This window comes from Amycolatopsis sp. NPDC041971 (assembly GCF_055588925.1).
On sequence record NZ_JBVJCE010000003.1, the window covers coordinates 68,281 to 85,922 of the forward strand.

16 protein-coding genes are annotated in these 17,642 nt (G+C 68.9%); 8 read left to right on the forward strand and 8 right to left on the reverse strand.

Annotated elements, in window-relative coordinates:
• Window positions 1-128: 128 nt before the first annotated feature.
• On the reverse strand, window positions 129-770 hold the full coding sequence (trhA, locus tag ACZ6DT_RS08610) for a PAQR family membrane homeostasis protein TrhA (RefSeq protein ID WP_465591811.1): 642 nt from the start codon (window positions 768-770) through the stop codon (window positions 129-131).
• A 132-nt stretch (window positions 771-902) separates the two neighbouring features.
• Here trhA and ACZ6DT_RS08615 point away from each other — a divergent pair, with 132 nt between their 5' ends.
• Both ACZ6DT_RS08615 and ACZ6DT_RS08620 read left to right on the forward strand, forming a co-directional pair.
• Window positions 903-1,679, forward strand: coding sequence for an isoprenyl transferase (locus ACZ6DT_RS08615; protein ID WP_037306485.1), 777 nt, complete (start codon window positions 903-905; stop codon window positions 1,677-1,679).
• A gap of 974 nt (window positions 1,680-2,653) precedes the next feature.
• On the forward strand, window positions 2,654-3,940 hold the full coding sequence (locus tag ACZ6DT_RS08620) for a PhoH family protein (protein ID WP_465591814.1): 1,287 nt from the start codon (window positions 2,654-2,656) through the stop codon (window positions 3,938-3,940).
• Window positions 3,941-4,009: 69 nt separating this feature from the next.
• Here ACZ6DT_RS08620 and ACZ6DT_RS08625 read toward each other — a convergent pair whose 3' ends face one another.
• Genes ACZ6DT_RS08625 through guaB1 form a run of 3 tightly spaced genes read right to left on the reverse strand, consistent with a single transcriptional unit; the run spans window position 4,010 to window position 8,117 of the window.
• Window positions 4,010-5,608, reverse strand: a complete 1,599-nt coding sequence (locus ACZ6DT_RS08625; RefSeq protein ID WP_465590782.1) for an alkaline phosphatase family protein — start codon at window positions 5,606-5,608, stop codon at window positions 4,010-4,012.
• Window positions 5,605-6,645: a glycosyltransferase family 2 protein gene (locus ACZ6DT_RS08630; protein ID WP_465590784.1), complete on the reverse strand. Its 1,041-nt coding sequence runs from the start codon at window positions 6,643-6,645 to the stop codon at window positions 5,605-5,607. The genes ACZ6DT_RS08625 and ACZ6DT_RS08630 overlap by 4 nt, the downstream gene beginning before the upstream one ends.
• Before the next feature lie 32 nt (window positions 6,646-6,677).
• Window positions 6,678-8,117 carry a GMP reductase gene (gene guaB1 / locus ACZ6DT_RS08635; protein WP_465590787.1) on the reverse strand — a complete coding sequence of 480 codons (1,440 nt, stop codon included), beginning with the start codon at window positions 8,115-8,117 and terminating at the stop codon, window positions 6,678-6,680.
• A 35-nt stretch (window positions 8,118-8,152) separates the two neighbouring features.
• Between guaB1 and ACZ6DT_RS08640 the strand changes: the two genes are divergently transcribed.
• The 3 genes from ACZ6DT_RS08640 to ACZ6DT_RS08650 all read left to right on the forward strand — a co-directional run bounded on the left by ACZ6DT_RS08640 (window position 8,153) and on the right by ACZ6DT_RS08650 (window position 10,160).
• The gene (locus tag ACZ6DT_RS08640) at window positions 8,153-8,623 is read left to right on the forward strand and encodes a DUF309 domain-containing protein (protein ID WP_465590789.1); all 471 of its coding nucleotides are present in this window, start codon (window positions 8,153-8,155) and stop codon (window positions 8,621-8,623) included.
• A 283-nt stretch (window positions 8,624-8,906) separates the two neighbouring features.
• On the forward strand, window positions 8,907-9,551 hold the full coding sequence (locus tag ACZ6DT_RS08645) for an oxidoreductase (RefSeq protein WP_465590791.1): 645 nt from the start codon (window positions 8,907-8,909) through the stop codon (window positions 9,549-9,551).
• A 66-nt stretch (window positions 9,552-9,617) separates the two neighbouring features.
• Window positions 9,618-10,160, forward strand: a complete 543-nt coding sequence (locus tag ACZ6DT_RS08650) for an oxidoreductase (RefSeq protein ID WP_465590793.1) — start codon at window positions 9,618-9,620, stop codon at window positions 10,158-10,160.
• Here the strand turns inward: ACZ6DT_RS08650 and ACZ6DT_RS08655 are convergent.
• The 3 genes from ACZ6DT_RS08655 to ACZ6DT_RS08665 form a co-directional block, all read right to left on the reverse strand.
• A complete protein-coding gene (locus tag ACZ6DT_RS08655) occupies window positions 10,104-10,805 on the reverse strand; it encodes a Pr6Pr family membrane protein (RefSeq protein WP_465590796.1) in 702 nt (233 codons plus the stop codon). The genes ACZ6DT_RS08650 and ACZ6DT_RS08655 overlap by 57 nt on opposite strands.
• A gap of 205 nt (window positions 10,806-11,010) precedes the next feature.
• Window positions 11,011-12,522, reverse strand: a complete 1,512-nt coding sequence (locus tag ACZ6DT_RS08660) for an ATP-dependent DNA ligase (protein ID WP_465590799.1) — start codon at window positions 12,520-12,522, stop codon at window positions 11,011-11,013.
• A gap of 46 nt (window positions 12,523-12,568) precedes the next feature.
• Window positions 12,569-13,411, reverse strand: coding sequence for a helix-turn-helix transcriptional regulator (locus ACZ6DT_RS08665; RefSeq protein WP_465590802.1), 843 nt, complete (start codon window positions 13,409-13,411; stop codon window positions 12,569-12,571).
• 480 nt (window positions 13,412-13,891) lie between these two features.
• On the opposite strand from ACZ6DT_RS08665, the gene ACZ6DT_RS08670 reads away from it, so the two are divergent.
• The gene (locus tag ACZ6DT_RS08670) at window positions 13,892-14,848 is read left to right on the forward strand and encodes a DMT family transporter (protein ID WP_465590805.1); all 957 of its coding nucleotides are present in this window, start codon (window positions 13,892-13,894) and stop codon (window positions 14,846-14,848) included.
• A complete protein-coding gene (locus tag ACZ6DT_RS08675) occupies window positions 14,805-15,125 on the forward strand; it encodes a TetR family transcriptional regulator C-terminal domain-containing protein (RefSeq protein ID WP_465590808.1) in 321 nt (106 codons plus the stop codon). Before ACZ6DT_RS08670 ends, ACZ6DT_RS08675 begins: the two co-directional genes overlap by 44 nt.
• On the opposite strand, the gene ACZ6DT_RS08680 is transcribed toward ACZ6DT_RS08675, so the two are convergent.
• A complete protein-coding gene (locus ACZ6DT_RS08680) occupies window positions 15,122-16,519 on the reverse strand; it encodes a class II fumarate hydratase (RefSeq protein ID WP_465590811.1) in 1,398 nt (465 codons plus the stop codon). The two genes, ACZ6DT_RS08675 and ACZ6DT_RS08680, sit on opposite strands and share 4 nt — an antisense overlap.
• Before the next feature lie 113 nt (window positions 16,520-16,632).
• Here ACZ6DT_RS08680 and ACZ6DT_RS08685 point away from each other — a divergent pair, with 113 nt between their 5' ends.
• Window positions 16,633-17,622 carry an NAD(P)/FAD-dependent oxidoreductase gene (locus ACZ6DT_RS08685; protein WP_465590813.1) on the forward strand — a complete coding sequence of 330 codons (990 nt, stop codon included), beginning with the start codon at window positions 16,633-16,635 and terminating at the stop codon, window positions 17,620-17,622.
• Window positions 17,623-17,642: the final 20 nt, after the last annotated feature.

Consider the following 17,642-nt stretch of genomic DNA (forward strand, 5'->3'; position numbering starts at 1 on the left):
AGAGTGTAGTTCTTGGTCGGTACGAAGCGAGCCCCTTTTCTCCTCTTCCTTTCCCCTCTCCCCCCCCCCCCCCCCCCCCCCCCCCCCCCCCCCCCCCCCCCCCCCAACCAGCGCGACCGATCACGGAGCTAGGAGTACATCGCCAGCCAGATCGCGACGTAGTGGGACACCGCCGCGAGAACCGTGCAGGCGTGGAAGTACTCGTGGTACCCGAAGGTCTCCGGGAAGTGGTTCGGCCACTTGACCGCGTAGAACACCGCGCCGAGGGTGTAGAACAGCCCGCCTACGCAGAGCAGGACGAGTGCCGCGACGCCGGCGTGCGCGCCCAGTTCGGGCAGGACGAAGACGGCGACCCAGCCCAGTGCGATGTAGATCGGCACGCCCAGCCAGCGGGGGGCGTTCGGCCACAGCATCTTCAGGGTGACGCCGCCGATCGCGCCGCCCCAGACGATCGCCAGCACGATGTACCCGGTCGGCTGGGACATCGCCAGAAGGGTGAACGGCGTGTAGGTGCCGGCGATGAACAGGAAGATCATCGAATGGTCGGCGCGCTTCATCCATTCGTAAGCTCGCGGGCTCCAGAAGCGACGGTGGTAGAGGGCGCTGACGCCGAAGAGACCGAGCACGGTCAGCCCATAGACCGAAGTGGACAAAGCGGCTATGGGCGACACGGTGGTCGCTGCGAGACTGATCAGAGTCGCGGCTCCGGCGACAGCGACGAAGAAGGACCAGAAGTGGAGATGGCCACGCAAACGAGGACGTGTGTCCACCAAGGGCGCGGGGCCGGACGGCTGCTTCTCGGACTCTACGCTCACTCCTCCCAGATTACGGCACCGTAGGTTTTTCGCCAGTGTCCGTGGCGCGTCCCACTGAGGCGCGAAGGGTGCGTACTCTCCGGTGGCGTGAGTCTTCGGTCCTTCTTGTCAGACGTCGTGTACAGCGCCTACGGCAGGCGCCTGATCCAGCAGGCCAAGGGGCGCCATCCACGCCACATCGCCATCATGCTGGACGGCAACCGCCGCTGGGCGCGCGAAGCGGGCTTCACCGACGTCGCCGACGGGCACCGCGCGGGTGCCAAGAAGATCGCCGACTTCCTGAGCTGGTGCAACGAGGCCGACGTCGAGGTCGTCACCATGTGGCTGCTCTCGACCGACAACCTCGGCCGCGCGGCGGAGGAACTGAGCCCGTTGCTGAAGATCATCACCGACGTCACCGACGAACTCGCCGCACCGCACACGCCATGGCGGCTCCGCATCGTGGGAGCCCTCGACCTGCTGCCCCCGGAGGTCGCGAAGGCCCTCAGCGCGGCCGCGGAGCGCACTGAGGGGCGCTCCGGAATGGAGGTCAACGTCGCTGTCGGTTACGGAGGGCGTCAGGAGATCGCCGACGCGGTCCGCAAACTGCTGCTCCAGCACGCCGACGAGGGAACCTCGATCCGCGAGCTCGCGAAGATCCTGGACGTCGACCATATTTCCGAACACATGTACACCTCCGGCCAGCCGGATCCGGATCTGATCATCCGCACCTCGGGTGAGCAGCGGCTTTCCGGATTTTTGCTCTGGCAATCGGCGCATTCGGAATTCTGGTTCACCGAAGCTTATTGGCCCGCGTTCCGCCGGGTCGATTTCCTGCGCGCCATGCGCGATTACGCGTGGCGGCACCGGCGCTTCGGTTCCTGACCCGTCCACGTTGAAGATCAGTGGTGGTGGTGCTCCAGCGAGTGGATGATCAGAGCCGGGGTGGTGGCGATGCCCGTGTAGGCACCGGCGACCAGCGAAGCGGCACCGTAACCCAGCGCGCCGCCACCTCAGGCGAAGGTGTCGTAGGCGTCGCCCGAACGTCGGGCCCGGCGTGCCGGTGGTGTCACCGGCCGCGGCGAACGCGGTTCCGCCGGCCATCATGATGCCCGCGACGACGGCGGAAGCGAAACCAACTTTCTTCAGCACTTCGCACACTCCTTGATGGAGATACGAAATACGGTGGGGGTGTCCCGTGGTGGGAAAATTTCTCGCTATTCAGGAGTTGCGACCGTCTCGTGAGCCCATTGTGAGGCGAAAAAGGCCCCGTTCACTCGGTCCGGTTCTCTGCTCGGTCACGAAGGCGGGCCGCTACCAAGCGTGGTAAAACCTTCGACCCCTTCAGGTGAACGCCCTCTGTCGTGTTGATCCCTCCGAGTCACGTCGACGAGCGTCCCTGAATGGAGATCATCACTACTCCTCGTGACGGTGACGACGTGTTGATGTCACGCGACCGACAGTGAGATGACGGTTTGGCGAATCACCGTGGTGGCTGCCTGCGCGATCGGCCGGACGCAGGTACCTTCCGGAAGTGAGGGTTCGCGTCCCATGCGGACTCTCACGGGAGGCCCTGGTCGTGGCGGTAGTCGACAGGGCGGCACAGCCGCCCAGTGGATGCACGAGGGGGCCGGCACCCGGCCCTCGTGGCCGTGCCGACTGACGCGGAAAGCGTCGGAAGGAACGGTCGGCCAGGGAAGTGCCCGGCCCAGCGAGTGCGGGCGTGGTGCCACGCCCACGAGGGAGATGCCGTCGTGACTGCGCAGCGTTCACCCCGCAAGGCCTCTGGCCGTTCTTCGACCGGTGCCTCTGGCCCGGAGAAAGCCTCGATCTCGCCCGAATCCCAGCGGTCCACTTACGTGCTCGACACGTCGGTCCTGCTCTCCGACCCCTGGTCGGTGACCCGTTTCGCCGAACACGCGGTCGTGCTCCCGCTGGTCGTCATCAGTGAACTGGAGGCGAAACGTCACCATCCCGAACTGGGGTGGTTCGCCCGCGAAGCGCTTCGCATGCTCGACGACCTGCGTCGTCAGCACGGCAGGCTCGACGCGCCGATCCCGGTCGGTGAGCACGGCGGCACCCTGCAGGTGGAGTTGAACCACTCCGATCCCACGGTGCTCCCGGTCGGCTTCCGCACCGACTCCAACGACCACCGCATCCTCGCCTGTGCGCTCAACCTGGCGGCGGAACGCGCGTCGGTCACGCTGGTGACCAAGGACATCCCCCTGCGCGTCAAGGCGGGCGCCGTCGGTCTCGAGGCCGACGAGTACCGCGCGCAGGAGGTGACGCCCTCGGGCTGGACGGGGATGGCGGACGTGGACGTCCCCCAGACCCTGGTCGACGCGCTGTTCAGCGGGTCTTCCGTGGATCCGGCGGAATTCGGGATGCCCGAGGTCGGTGAACTGCCCTGTCACACCGGGTTGAGGCTGCTCGCCGGCAGTTCGAGCGCGCTGGGCCGGGTCACCGCGGACAAGCGGATCCGGCTCGTGCGGGGTGATAAGGAGGCGTTCGGACTGCACGGCCGCTCGGCCGAGCAGCGGGTGGCGCTGGATCTCCTGCTGGACTCCGACGTCGGCATCGTCTCGCTGGGCGGACGCGCCGGTACCGGCAAATCGGCGCTCGCGCTCTGCGCGGGCCTGGAATCGGTGATGGAACGGCGCCAGCACCGCAAGGTCGTGGTCTTCCGCCCGGTGTACGCGGTCGGCGGCCAGGATCTGGGCTACCTGCCCGGTTCCGAGAGCGAGAAGATGCAGCCGTGGGCGCAGGCGGTGTTCGACACTCTCGGCGGCCTGGTCAGCCAGGACGTCCTCGACGAGATCTTCGACCGAGGCATGCTCGAGGTGCTCCCGCTGACCCACATCCGCGGCCGGTCGCTGCACGACACGTTCGTCATCGTCGACGAGGCGCAGTCCTTGGAGCGCAACGTGCTCCTGACCGTGCTTTCGCGGCTCGGCACGGCCTCGCGGGTCGTGCTCACGCATGACGTCGCGCAGCGCGACAACCTGCGGGTCGGGCGGCACGACGGCGTTTCGGCGGTGATCGAGAAACTCAAGGGTCACCCGCTGTTCGCGCATGTCACGTTGACCCGGTCCGAGCGGTCGCCGATCGCGGCGCTCGTCACCGAGATGCTGGAGGACCACGGCTGAGCACGTGCCATGAACGGTCCGTTACTGGCGAATTTCGCCAGTAACGGACCGTTCATGGCACCTCTACGGCTAGGTGACCGGCTTCGCCCAGGGGAGCGGCCTGCCGTCCACGTCGTCGGTGAGTTCGACGCCGAGCATGGCCGAAAGCGTCGCGCCCAGATCGACGACGTCCAGATCCGGCAGTTTCGCGCCCGGTTCGAAACCGGGCCCGCCGGCGAGGAGGAGCCCGTCCGGCCGGTGGTCGCCCGTGCGCCAATGCTCGTCCGGGCCATAGACGACGCCGGTCTTGGGCGACCAGACCGTCTCGATCGGACCGGTGCGGGCCCAGTCGATCAGCAGATCCGGCAGGGTGTCGTCGGCCTCGCGGTCGTAGTGGTCGCTCGTGCGGGAAACCTCGCGTACCACCGGTTTCCCGGTCGCGACGTTCACCAGTGAGAGCAGGTCTTCGGTCAGCCGCGCGCAGACGGCCTCGTACTCCGCGCCGGGCCGCACGACGCCGTGCGGTTCGCGGCCCGCCAGGTTGATCCGTACTCCGCCGAAGACGAAGTTGTTGGGAGACAGGTAGAACCGCTGCTTCGATCGCTGTTCGGCGGTCGCCCAGTTCGGCACCGCCGGCAACGGTGCCGCCGCCAGTCGCTTGCGCAGCGACGGCATCGCGGCCGACGCCAGCTTCATCCGCAAAGGACCGGGCAGGGCGGAATAAGCGCGTTTGGCCAGTGTCATCGCGCCACCGCCGCGCAGGCCTTCGGACTCCACCGTGTCGAGGAGCCGCAGGATTTCGTGCAGCAGATGGCTTCCCTCGTACCGCGGCCCCATACCGTGGCTCAGCAGCACGAAGACCGTCGTGTCCGGTCCGGCCAGCGCGAGATGCCCGCCGATCGCGTCATCGAGACTCCGGTAGACCGCACGGACCGGGTCCAGTTCCGCCGCGAGCGTGACGTCGTGGTCGCGGTGCGCGGGATCGTGCAGATGCCACTGCTGATGGCCGATACTGTGGGATTCCCCGTACACCGAAAGGAAAAGATCCCAGTCACCTTCGGCGAGCAGCTTGGTCGACACCTGAGTCTTCTGTTCGATCCCGGCGACGAGCCCGTGGGTCAGCGCCCGCTCCTCGTCGGGTGTCCGATGGGGACCTTCGCGGTGAAGGTAGTCGTCCGGTGCCCAGTCCCGGACCAGATCGGGTTCGGCGGTGAGGATGGGAGTGAGCCCGATGTCGGCTTCGATCTCCTTCGCCAGCTCCGGCGGTGAAGTGTGGAAGCCGAAATGCCGGTCGTGGCAGGCGTACTCGCTCACCATGACGCCGTTGAGCGGTTTGTCCGCACGGGAATGCGGGACGTCGAGCACGGCGACGCGTTTCCCGGCGTCGGAAAGCGTCTCCCAGAACGGGGTGCCCCGGATTTCCAGCGGACTGGTCAGCCGCCGTTCGTAGGTCTTGGTGTCGACCTCTTCCCAGCAGTGGAAACCGGTCCGCGCGGCGGTGCGCGCGGTGAAGAAACTGCTCCACAGCGAGCCGACGAACAGGCCGTAGGGATTGTGCGTGGTCGCCGAAGCGCTGGTTTCGAGCAGACGCGCCAACGTCGGCACTTCGCCCGCCGCGGCGAGATCGCGGATCGTGCCGGGGTCGCAGGCGTCGAGCGCGACCACGAGGATCTTGGCGGGTTCGGTCATGATCGGTGCTCCGGTCCTGAATGCTTGCGGCGGATGGCGGCGAAGTCGTCGTCGTAGGTCGGCCCGTGGGAGAGCCGGTCCCCGGAAGTCGTCGTGTAGTAGCAGGAGATCGCCGGGACGACCAAGGGTTCGCGGTCCGCGGTCAGCGCCAGGAGCAGGTCCCAGTCGCCCATCTCGACGAGCGACTCGTCGAACCGGGCCTCGCGAAGACCCGCCCGATGCGCGACGGCGCCGATGTCGGCGAGGTTCTCCCGCAACAGCGTTTCCCGGTCGTAGCGTCGCAAAAACAGCTCCGGCAGACCGCCGATGTCGTCGATGACGAAGCCGCCGTAGGCCGCCGTGATATCCGGATGCTCGCCGAACGTCCAGCCCAAGGCCTTGAGCCACAACGGATGCAGGGTGTTGTCGTCGTCGAGGTAGGCGACGACGTCGCCGGTGACCTCGGCGAGCCCGGCGTTGCGGGCGGCGCAGACGCCGCCGTGTTCGACCCGGATCGACCGGATCCGCGGGTCTTCGAAACCGGCGATCACCTTGGGGGTGGAATCCGAACTGGCGTCGTCGACGATCACCAGTTCCCAGTGCGGATAGTGTTGCGCCTGGACCGAAGCGACGGCGCGGGGCAGCAGCGCGGCCCGGTCGTGCGTCGGCAGGACGATCGAAATCTTCGGTGTGGCCCGGAGTTCGTGCTGATCGAGCCACTGCGTGAACGTGCGGACGTCGCGGGCGGCTTCGAGGCTTTCGGTCCGGAGATGCAGTCCCCCGAAGGCGGTGTCATGGCTTTTCAGCCAGCTGTCGAGCGCTTCCTGCCGCGTGTCGAGGGCGGCTTGCCTGGCTTCGACGGTGGTGGTGCGCGCGTCGCCGTCGCGCAAGGCCCCGCCGTGATCCTCGAGCCAGGCGTTGTGGTGTTCCAGCACCGCGCGCAGCCGCTCGATTTCCGCGGCCTGCTCCGCGAGCGCGGACCGTAGTGCGGCGATTTCCCCGTTTTCCGCGTGGCGGCGATCCAGCGCCGCCGCCACGATCCGTCTCAGGCGTCTCACCCGGTGCACCCTAGTGCTTCAGGTGCCCTGGATCACCAGCCCGACGGCAGCGGCCGTCCTTCCGCGAAGCCCGCGGCGGACTGGATCCCGAGCAGCGCGCGCTCGTGGAATTCCTCCAGCGTCCGCGCGCCCGCGTACGTGCAGGCCGACCGGACACCGGAGCCGATGGAGTCGAGCAGGTCCTCGACGCCGGGGCGGGCCGGGTCCAACGCCATCCGCGAAGCCGAAATGCCCTCTTCGAACAGGCCCTTCTTGGCGCGCTCGAAGACGTTGTCCGTGCGCGTGCGGGCGCCGACGGCGCGCTTCGACGCCATGCCGAACGATTCCTTGTACGGCTTGCCCTGCTCGTCGTGACGCAGGTCGCCGGGGGATTCGTGGGTGCCGGCGAACCACGAGCCGACCATGGCCGCGGACGCGCCGGCGGCCAGCGCGAGCGCGACGTCGCGCGGATGCCGCACGCCGCCGTCCGCCCAGACGTGTTTGCCCAGTTCACGGGCCGCGGCCGCGCATTCGGCGACGGCGGAGAACTGCGGGCGGCCGACCCCGGTCATCATCCGGGTGGTGCACATGGCGCCGGGACCGACGCCGACCTTGACGACGTCCGCGCCCGCGTGGATCAGGTCGCGGGTGCCCTCCGCGGTGACCACGTTCCCGGCGACCACCGGAACCCGCGGGTTCACCGAACGGACGGCCTTGAGCGCGGAGATCATCTTCTCCTGGTGGCCGTGCGCGGTGTCGACGACCAGCACGTCGACGCCCGCCGCGAGGACGGCCTCGGCCTTCGCCGCGACGTCGCCGTTCACGCCGATCGCGGCGGCGACGCGCAGGCTGCCGCCGTCGTCGACGGCCGGGGTGTAGATCTCCGCGCGCAGCGCCGCGATCTCGGTCAGGACGCCGGCGAGCCTGCCGTTTTCGTCGATGCCGAGCGCGAGACGGCCGCCGTGATCGTGCAGACGCTCGAACACCTCACGTGGCGGAGTGTTCAGCGGCGCCGTGACGACCGCGGGCTCCGCGACGTCGGCCAGCCGCGCGAAGCGGTCGACGCCGGCGCAGGCCGCTTCATCGACGACGCCGACGGGCTTGCCGTCCTCGTCCACCACGACGACGGCGCCGTGGGCGCGTTTGCCGACCAGGTTCAGCGCGTCGGCGACCGCGTCCCCGCCGGTCAGCACGAGCGGGGTGTCCCACACGGGGTGACGGCTCTTGATCCAGGTGACGATGTCGGCGACCGCGGCCACGTCGACGTCCTGTGGCAGTACGACGAGCCCGCCGCGCCGGGCGACCGTTTCGGCCATCCGGCGACCGGCGACGGCGGTCATGTTGGCCACCACGATCGGGATCGTGGCGCCGGTGCCGTCCACAGTGGACAGGTCGACGTCGAAGCGGGACTCCACGTCCGACCGGTTCGGCAGGAGGAACACGTCGTCGTAGGTCAGGTCGTGAGCGGGCCGATGCCCGTCGAGAAAGCGCACGAGGCCCCAGGATACCCGCGTGGGACAATGACGGCATGACCGACCGGGACCGTGACGAAACCGGACGAGCCCGTAACGCGCGCCCGCGAGACGGGCTCGGCAGGCCGCTCCCGTACGGCGCCGACGGTGTCGAGCGCCAGCCCGAGGGCATCGAACGGAGCCCTGAGGACACCATCTCCGAGGCCCAGCGCCTACTCGACGCGGGCCGCCCGTTTCACGCGCACGAGGTGTTCGAGGACGCGTGGAAAACCGCCGACGGGCCGGAACGGGAGCTGTGGCGCGGCCTCGCGCAGCTCGCCGTGGGCCTGACCCACGTGGCCAGGGGGAACGGGAACGGCGCGGCCTCGCTGCTGGAGCGTGGCGCGGACAACATCGAGCCGTTCCGCGAGGCCGGGCCGCACGGGATCGACATCCCCGGCCTGCAGGCTTGGGCGCGGAAGATGGCGGAAGAGGTGAAGCTGCGCGCGCGGGTGGAGCCGGTCGCGCCGCGCCTGCAAGGTCAGTAGCGCCGAGCCCGGGCGATACAGCTCGATCGGCAGCGGCCGCACCTTCGCGGACAAAGCCGCGCGCAGGTCGCTCCCATCACAGCGTCGTCCCACGGCCCGGGATCGCGGCGAGCGCTGATCGTCCACCTTGAGCACTCGACATACCGCAAGTATGTTACTTCGAGTAGGGATACTGCTCAGTAGGTAACGGCGGGAGAAGGCGCGATGAGCGAGCCCAAGGAACTGCTGGCCGAACCGCTGAAGCTGCGGCGCGATCCTGCCGAACCGGCTGGCCAAGGCCGCGTTGAGTGAGCAACTCGGCGACCGTCGCAACCGGCCGACCGCCGAACTGGCCGAGCTGTACCGGACATGGTCGCGCGGCGGCGCCGGCACGCTGATCACCGGCAATGTCATGGTCGATCCGACCGCGCTCGGCGAACCGCGCAACGTCGCGGTACCCCGGGAGCCGGACGCGACCGGGTTCGAGCCGTGGGCACGATCGGCGGACGGGACCGAGACCCGGTTGTGGGTCCAGCTCAACCACCCCGGCAGGCAGAGCCCCCGGTTCTTGTCCCGGCAGCCTGTCGCGCCGTCGGCGGTGCCGTTCGGCGACCGCGGCATCCGCTCGGTGTTCGCGACGCCGCGGGCGCTGACCGGCGACGAGATCGAGGCGATCATCGACCGGTTCGGCGTGGCCGCGCGGACCGTCGTCGACGCCGGGTTCGCCGGTGTCCAGATCCACGGCGCGCACGGCTACCTCGTCTCGCAGTTCCTCTCACCGCTGACCAACCGGCGCACCGACGGCTGGGGCGGCGACGCCCTCCGGCGGCGGCGGTTCCTGCTGGAAGTGGTCGCCCGCGTGCGCGCCGAGGTCGGCGACGCCATGCCGATCGCGGTCAAGCTCACCAGCGCGGATTTCCAGCGCGGCGGGTTCGCTGACCGCATTTAGTCCTCTGAATGCGGTACTTGCACACGCAAGGATCGCATTCAGAGGACTAAATGCAAGAGGGGTCAGGTGGCGTTCGGCGAGGAGGAATCGCTCGAAGTCGTCCGCGAGCTGGGTGAAGCGGGCATCGACCTGCTGGAAGTCTCCGGCGGGACCTATGAGAAGACCGCCATGATGGGCTCCGCCAAGGCGAGCAAGACCAGCGACACCAGCACCGTCAGCCGCGAGGCCTATTTCCTCGACTACGCCGCGAAAGCGCGGCAGATCACCGACGTCGCGCTGATGGTCACCGGCGGCTTCACCAGCCCGGCGGGAATGGCGGACGCGCTGCGCTCCGGCTCGCTGGACGTCATCGGCCTCGGCAGGCCGCTGATCGTCGACCCGGCCCTGCCCGGCCGCCTGCTGGACGGTGAGGATGTCCGTGCCCAGCGCACGGCCCCGAAGACCGGCATCCGGCTGGCCGACAGCCTGCTCGAAATCCAGTGGCACACCCAGCAGATGCGTCGGGTGGCCGCCGGGAGACCGGTGGACCGGCGGCTCGGCGCGGTCCGGACGCTAGTACGTGCCGGCGTCGCGGATCCGCTCAACGCCTTCCGGCGGGTCCGGGGCTAAGTAGTCGTCCACTTCGTCCTTGCGCCTGAACGTGCGGTCGAAGCCGACCGCGGCCGCCGCGAGGCCGATGAACAGCACGCCGATGAGCACGCAGTTGAACGCGACACCGCCATAGCTGTTGATGCCCGGGTCGACGAACGGGTACGGGTAGAAGCCGATGATCGCGCCACGCACCAGCGTGACCGCGAGCCAGGCCAGCGGGAACAACAGCGACCACGACAGGATCCGCCACGACAGCTGGCCGCGCGGGCCGAACAGCAGCCAGCCCGCGACGCACATCAGCGGCGACACCTTGTGCAGCATCGTGTCGGCGAACACGGCCCAGCCGCGCAGTTCGTAGAGATCGGCGAGCGCGACCTGGAAGACGACCCCGGTCACGGTGATGCCGACGAGCCCGGTGAGCCGCAGCACGCCGAACAGGGTCGACCGGTCCGCGACACCGAGCGCGAGCAGCAGACTCCCGACGCCGACCAGGATGTTCGAGTCGATGGTGAAGAAGGCCAGCAGGTTGGCCACCCGTCCGGCCGGGGTGTGGAAGCTGCCGCCGGTGGTGCCCGCGGACACCGGGATCTGGGCGGCGAGACCGGCGATCACCACCAGCGCCGTCGCGCCGAACCAGGCACGCGCGATCTTGGAAGCCTGCATTCCACCTACCTTATGGGTGACCGGGTGGAGACGTCCCGTCACCACCGCACGCCGCCACTCGATCGGGGGGGCGGAATGCCGCCGGGACTTCCCGCCCGATGGGTCACATCGGGGGAACCGATGGACGTCGAGCGGAGGCATTTCGTCCTCTGAATGCGGTAGTTGCACGCGCAAGGACCGCATTCAGAGGACGAAATGCGGGGGTTCAGGGCTTGAGAAGGCCGCGCACGGTGTCGATGGTGTCGGCGTCGGCGGCTTCCTTGTCCGGGCGGTAGCGCACGACGCGCGCGAAGCGCAGCGCCAGCCCGCCCGGATATCGCGTGCTCACCTGGGCCCCGTCGAGTTCGATTTCGACGACGAGCTCAGGCCGTACGTGCACCACCCAGTCCGTGCGGTGGGTCTCGATCTCCTGGAACGTCTTCGTCTGCCAGGCCAGCAATTCGTCGGTCATGCCCTTGAAGGTCTTGCCGACCATGATCGGCGGCCCGCCGTCGGGGTCGCGGGCGCCGAGATGAAGGTTCGACAGCGTGCCGGTGCGCCTGCCATGACCCCATTCGGCGGCGAGCACGACGAGATCGATCGTGTGCACCGGTTTCACCTTGAGCCAAGCGCGCCCGCGGCGGCCCGCCGCGTACGGCGACGCGAGGTCCTTGACCATCACGCCCTCGTGCCCGGCGGCCATCGCCGCATCGAGCACGCTCTCGGCGGAGGCGGGCGCGATCTCGCCGGGGATGACGTGCTCGCCCGCGACCCGCCGCAGGGCGACGTTTCGTTCGGACAGGGGCGCGTCCAGTAAATCGACGCCGTCGAGATGCAGGCAGTCGAAGAAGTACGGCCGCAGCAGCAGCGCCTTGACCTGCTCTTCGCGGCTGCTGCCGAACCGGCTCATCGTCTCTTGGAACGGCCTCGGCCTGCCGTCGTCGGTCAGGGCCAGTGTCTCGCCGTCGAGCACCACCGACGTGCAGGGCAAGGAGCGCACCAGATCCACCAGTTCGCCGACGCTGCCGGTGATCTCCCGCAGTGTCCTGGTGTAGATCTGCACCTCGTCGCCGTCACGGTGGACCTGGATCCGCGCACCGTCCATCTTGTACTCGACGAGCGCGTCGGCATGCTCGGTGACCGCCTCGTCCAGAGACTCCGCCGGGGACGCCAGCATCGGCCGGATCGGTCTGCCCAAGGCCAGCTTGAACTCCGCCAGCCGCGCCTGGCCGCCTGTCATGGCCGCCAGGCCCGTCACCGGGAGCTGCCCGGACAGCATGAAAGCCCGCCGGACATCCTCGGCCGGGATCTCGGACGCCGCCGCGATGGCGTCCACCATGATCCCTTCGAGCGCGCCCTGCCGCAGCTCGCCGGTGAGCAGCCGGACCAGAAAGTCCTGCTCCTCCTTGGTCATCTTGCCGAACAACGTCCGCAAGGTCTCCGCGCGCAGCTTCACCGACCCCGAACCCGACGCCGCGCCCACCGTGCCGAGTGCCGTGTCGATCTCGGCGACGGTCAACGACGGCTCGGCGGCCGGGGTCGTCTTCAATTCGGCCAGCGTCCGCCAGCCGGCGCCGACGCGGCCCTGTGTGGGCTGCCCGGTGAGGAACGCGATGACCGCGGGCAGTTCCAGCTCGCCCGCGGCGCGCAGGACCGCGGCCAGGATGGCGATCTTCGCCTTCCTGGACCTCGTGGCGGCCAGTTCGGCCGACGCGGTCACCACCGCGGTGAGCAACATGGGTCCATCATGACCCCAGGCACCGACAGTTTCGCGCCGAGCGGGTTCAGGCGTGCGCGGGATCGGCGACCCAGCTGGCGAGCAGGCGGAGCGCCCGCTCGGTGTCGGAGCCGGGCTCGGCGGTGTAGATCACCAGGGCCTGGTCCGGATCGTCGGGCAGCCGCAGCGTCTCGTAGCGCAGCCGCAGCTCACCCACGATCGGGTTGATCACGACCTTCCACGCGTGCGCCTTCTCGCGCACGGCGTGCTTCGCCCACAACTTCCGGAACGCCTCGCTGCCGAGGGAGAGTTCGCCGACCAGCTGGGCGAAGTACGGGTCGTCCGGATACTTCCCGCACTCGGAGCGCAGGTTCGCCACGATCTCTTTCGCCACGGTTTCCCACTCCGGGTGCAGCTCGCGGGTGTGTTCCTCGAGAAAGAAGATCTTCGGGATGTTGCGCTCGCCCGCCGGGCGCGCGGCGAAGTCGAAGGAAAGCGCGGTCCCGAGCGAATTCCAGGCCAGCACGTCTCCGTAGCGGTCGAAGATGAGTGCCGGGGTTTGGATCGCGTTCAGCATCGGCTGGAGTTCCGGCCGGATCCGCCGCGCCTTCGGCCGCGGGACGCGTTTGCGTTTCGGGGCCGCCAGGTTGCGCAGGTAGGTCTCCTCGTCGCGGTGCAGCCGCAACGCCCGGCTCAGCGATTCGAGGACGGAATCGGACACGTTGCGCGCCCGGCCCTGCTCCAGCCGCGTGTAGTAGTCGACGCTGATCCCGGCCAGCTGCGCCAGCTCCTCGCGCCGCAGCCCGGCGACCCGCCGCTGGCTGAACCCCGTCGGCAGGCCGAGCTCCGCCGGGTCCAGCGCGGCCCTGCGTGCCTTGAGGAAGTCGCCCAGTTCGGCCGTCTCGGTCATGCCGTCGAGTATCCCGGAACGGGTGTGGTGGGTGCCTGGTCCTGACAGACCCAGGCTGATCGGGAACGCAGTTCCGTGAAGGCCTCCTTCCCTACCCTGAAGGTCAGGGTTCCGGCAAGGTCGTATAGCCGCTGGTCGGTGGCGCTTTGGGTGATTCGAACTGGACTTCCGGCGGGGGCGGATGACAGGGCGTCTTGAGCGTCAAATGTCCACAAAGGACACTATCCGGCCACTGGATGTCCATTTAACGCGGTTATGTACGTTTTTCGACTGGGTCGTGAGGGAAAAAGAGGGCCAGAACGACGAGCCCGCCTTTGTCGCCGCAACACCCACTTGACCAGCGGCTATGCGACTTTGCCGGGGCCCTGACCCTGAAGGTAGTGACAGAGGCCTTCACGGACTTCCGGTCGACCTATGGTCCGGTCAGGTGTGAGTGATTTGGCTCTTCGGTCCGGGCCAAAGAGCCGTCATCGTCTAGGCATGGACAACGAGCGAAGAGGCGTGACGATCGGCGCACTGGGGGTGCTGATCGTCGGCGCGTCCGTGCCGGTGACGGGAATGCTCGACGGGTACCCGGTGATCACCGGACAGGCGCTGCGCTACGCGTTGGCGGGCGTCCTCCTGCTGGGGTGGGCGCGGCTGAGCGGGCGTCCGTTGCCGTTGCCGGGGGCGCGTGACGTGCCGTCGCTGCTCGCCCTCGCGGCGACCGGGATGATCGGGTTTCAGGCGTGCCTGCTGTTCGCGCAGCGCTACGCCGAGCCGGGCCTGGTCGCGGCGTTCCTCGGCGGCACGCCGCTCGTGCTCGCGCTCGCCGGCCCGCTGGCCAAAGGGAAGCGGCCGTCGTGGGCGCCGGTGACCGGGGCGGTGCTCGCCGGACTCGGGATCGCCGTGCTGTCCGGCGGCGGCGCGGCGCGCTGGCAGGGTCTGGTGCTCGCGGCGCTGGCGATGGTGTGCGAAGCGCTTTTCACGCTGCTCGCCGTCGGCGTGCTCGACAGGCTCGGGCCGTTGGCGACCGCGACCTGGGGGTGTTTCGCCGCGGGCGCCGGTGGCGCCGTCGTCGGCACGATCGCCGACCCGTCCGGCGCCTGGGCCTGGCCGGACGGACGGGAACTGATCGCGCTCGGCTACCTGACGGTCGTCGTCACGGCGATCGCGTTTCTTCTTTGGTACTCGGCGGTTTCGCTGCTGGGCGTGGATCGGGCCGGGGTGCTGGTGGGGCTGATGCCGGTCTCCGGGCTCGCCGTCTCGCTCCTGCTCGGTATGCAGGATTTCCGCTTCTCCCAAGTGATCGGGGTCGCGCTGGTCTCCTCAGGCGTCGTGATCGGCCTGCGCCGCCGCGAGCTCGCTGAGCCTGGCGCATTTGACGTCGAAGTGCTTCACGAGGTCGCCGCCGGTGATCGCGACCATGACCGGGGCGCGGCGGCCTGTCGAAAGTGACCTTCTGCACGAATTCCGTCCCGCCGTCGGCCTCGGTCAGGGACGTGAGCGTGAACGGTTCGGCGAGGTGTTCCTCGGCCGCGAGCGCGGATATCTGGTTCGGGCCGTCGCGAGAGGGGAACTCTCGCGACGGCCCGATCCGGCTCTCGTGCACGCGATCCTGCTCGGCCCGGTGCTGACGTGGCTGCACCTGTTCACCGAGATGCCGCCTTCGGGTGGGCTGGCGGCTTCGCTCGCCTCACCGCTTCACGCAGCCCTGGTCGCTCTGGGCGATTAGCGGCCTCCGCGCGCCATGCGGAGCACGTCGAGGGCTTCGTCCAGCTGGGCTTCGGTGAGCTTGCCGTTCGCGACGTGACCGCGTTCGATCACGACCTCGCGGATCGTCTTCAGCTCCTTGAGCGCCTGCTTCGCGATGGCGGCGGCCTCTTCGTAACCGATGTATTTGTTCAGCGGCGTCACGATCGACGGCGAACCCTCGGCGTACTCGCGCGCGCGGTCGGCGTTCACCGTCACGCCGGCGAACACCTTGTCCGCCAGCAGCCGCGAGACCGCCGCGAGCAGCCGCGCCGATTCGAGCACGTTGCGCGCGATCACCGGCAGGTTCACGTTGAGCTGGAAGTTGCCCGCCGCGCCCGCGAAGGCCACCGCCGCGTCGTTCCCGATCACCTGGGCTACCACCTGCAGCGTCGCCTCCGGGATCACCGGATTCACCTTGCCCGGCATGATCGACGAACCCGGCTGGAGATCCGGCAGCGCCAGTTCGGCGAGCCCGGTGCGCGGGCCGGAACCCAGCCAGCGCAAGTCGTTCGCGATCTTGTTCAGCGACACCGCGACCGTCCGCAGATGCCCGGACGTCTCGACGACGCTGTCCTGCGTCGCCTGCGCCTCGAAATGGTCACGCGCCTCGGTCAGCGGAAGACCGGTCACCGAGGCCAGTTCCTGCGAGACCGCCGCGCCGAAGCCCTCGGGCGCGTTCAGCCCGGAACCGACGGCGGTCCCGCCGATCGGCAGTTCACCGAGCCGCGGCAGGCCCGACTTCAGCCGCTCGACACCGAACCGGACCTGTGACGCCCACGCGCCCGCCTCCTGGCCGAAGGTGATCGGGACGGCGTCCATCAGGTGCGTACGGCCGGACTTCACGATGTCCGCCCATTCGGTCGCCCGCGTCTCGATCGCGGCGGCCAGGTATTCCAGCGCCGGGATCACGTCGGAGAGGACGGCCTCCGTCGCGGCGACGTGGATCGTCGTCGGGAAGGTGTCGTTGGAGGACTGCGAAGCGTTGACGTGGTCGTTCGGGTGCACGTCGCGGCCCAGCGCCTTCGACGCGAGCGTCGCGATGACCTCGTTGGCGTTCATGTTCGACGAGGTTCCGGAACCCGTCTGGAACACGTCGATCGGGAAATGCGCGTCGTGCTTCCCCTCGGCGACCTCGTCCGCGGCCTTCGCGATGGCCTCGGCGACCTCGGCGTCCAGCACGCCGAGCCGCGCGTTGACCCGTGCCGCCGCGGCCTTCAGCAGGCCGAGCGCGCGGATCTGGGCGCGTTCCAGGCCCCGGCCGGAGATCGGGAAGTTCTCGACGGCGCGCTGTGTCTGCGCGCGGTAGAGGGCGTCGACGGGGACGCGCACCTCGCCCATGGTGTCGTGTTCGATCCGGTATTCCTGTTCAGCCATGACTCAAGTTTCGCGCAGGGGCCTCCGGCGCGCTCCGTGTCTTTCGGCACGCGAGGGCTAGGATCGAATGTGTTCTCGATCACGCCGCCCACCACCGGCCGGGAGAGTGCCGAATGAGCGAGTCCGCTGGGGAAACGTCGTACGACCTCGTCATCATCGGGGCAGGTCCGACGGGTTTGTTCGCCGCCTACTACGCGGGATTCCGCGGCCTCTCGACGGCTGTGGTGGATTCACTGCCGGAGGCCGGTGGCCAGGTCACCGCGATGTACCCCGAAAAGATGATCTACGACGTCGGCGGTTTCGCCGAGGTCCGGGGCCGCGATCTGGTGCAGGGCCTGCTCGATCAGGCGGCACCGTTCAAACCCACGTATCTGCTCGGGCGGAAGGCCGAGAAACTCGAAAGCGTCGAAGGCGGCATCACCGTCATGCTCGACGGCGGCCAGATCCTGCGTGCCGGGGCGGTGCTGATCACCGCCGGGATCGGCGAGTTCACCCCGCGGCCGCTGCCCGCCGGCGACGGCTGGCTCGGGCGCGGCATGGTCCACTTCGTGCCCTCGTTCAAGGCGCACGAAGGACAGCACGTGGTCGTCGTCGGCGGCGGGGACTCGGCGTTCGACTGGGTGCTCGCGCTGCACCCGATCGCCGCGAACGTCACCCTCGTGCACCGGCGCGCGAAATTCCGCGCGGCCGAGTCGATCGTGCGGCAGGCGCGGGAACTCGGCGTGCGGATCATCACCGACGCCGAGGTCACCCGGTTCCTCGACCGCGACGGCATGCTGGCGGAGGTCGAGATCCGGGCCAAGGGCGCCGAACCCGAGATCCTGCGCGCCGACACGGTCGTCGCGGCGCTCGGTTTCACCGCGGATCTCGGGCCGATCGAAAGCTGGGGACTCCAGATCGACCACCGCGCGATCGCCGTCGACTCGACCATGGCGACCCCGCGGGAGCGGGTCTACGCGGCGGGTGACGTCGCGGCGTATCCGGGGAAGGTGAAGCTGATCGCGACCGGATTCGGGGAAGCGGCGACGGCGGTGAACAACATCGCGGTCATGCTGGACCCGGACGCGCATCTGTTCCCGGGGCACTCCAGTAACGCGGAGTAGCGCGGGTCACCGTCTCCTTG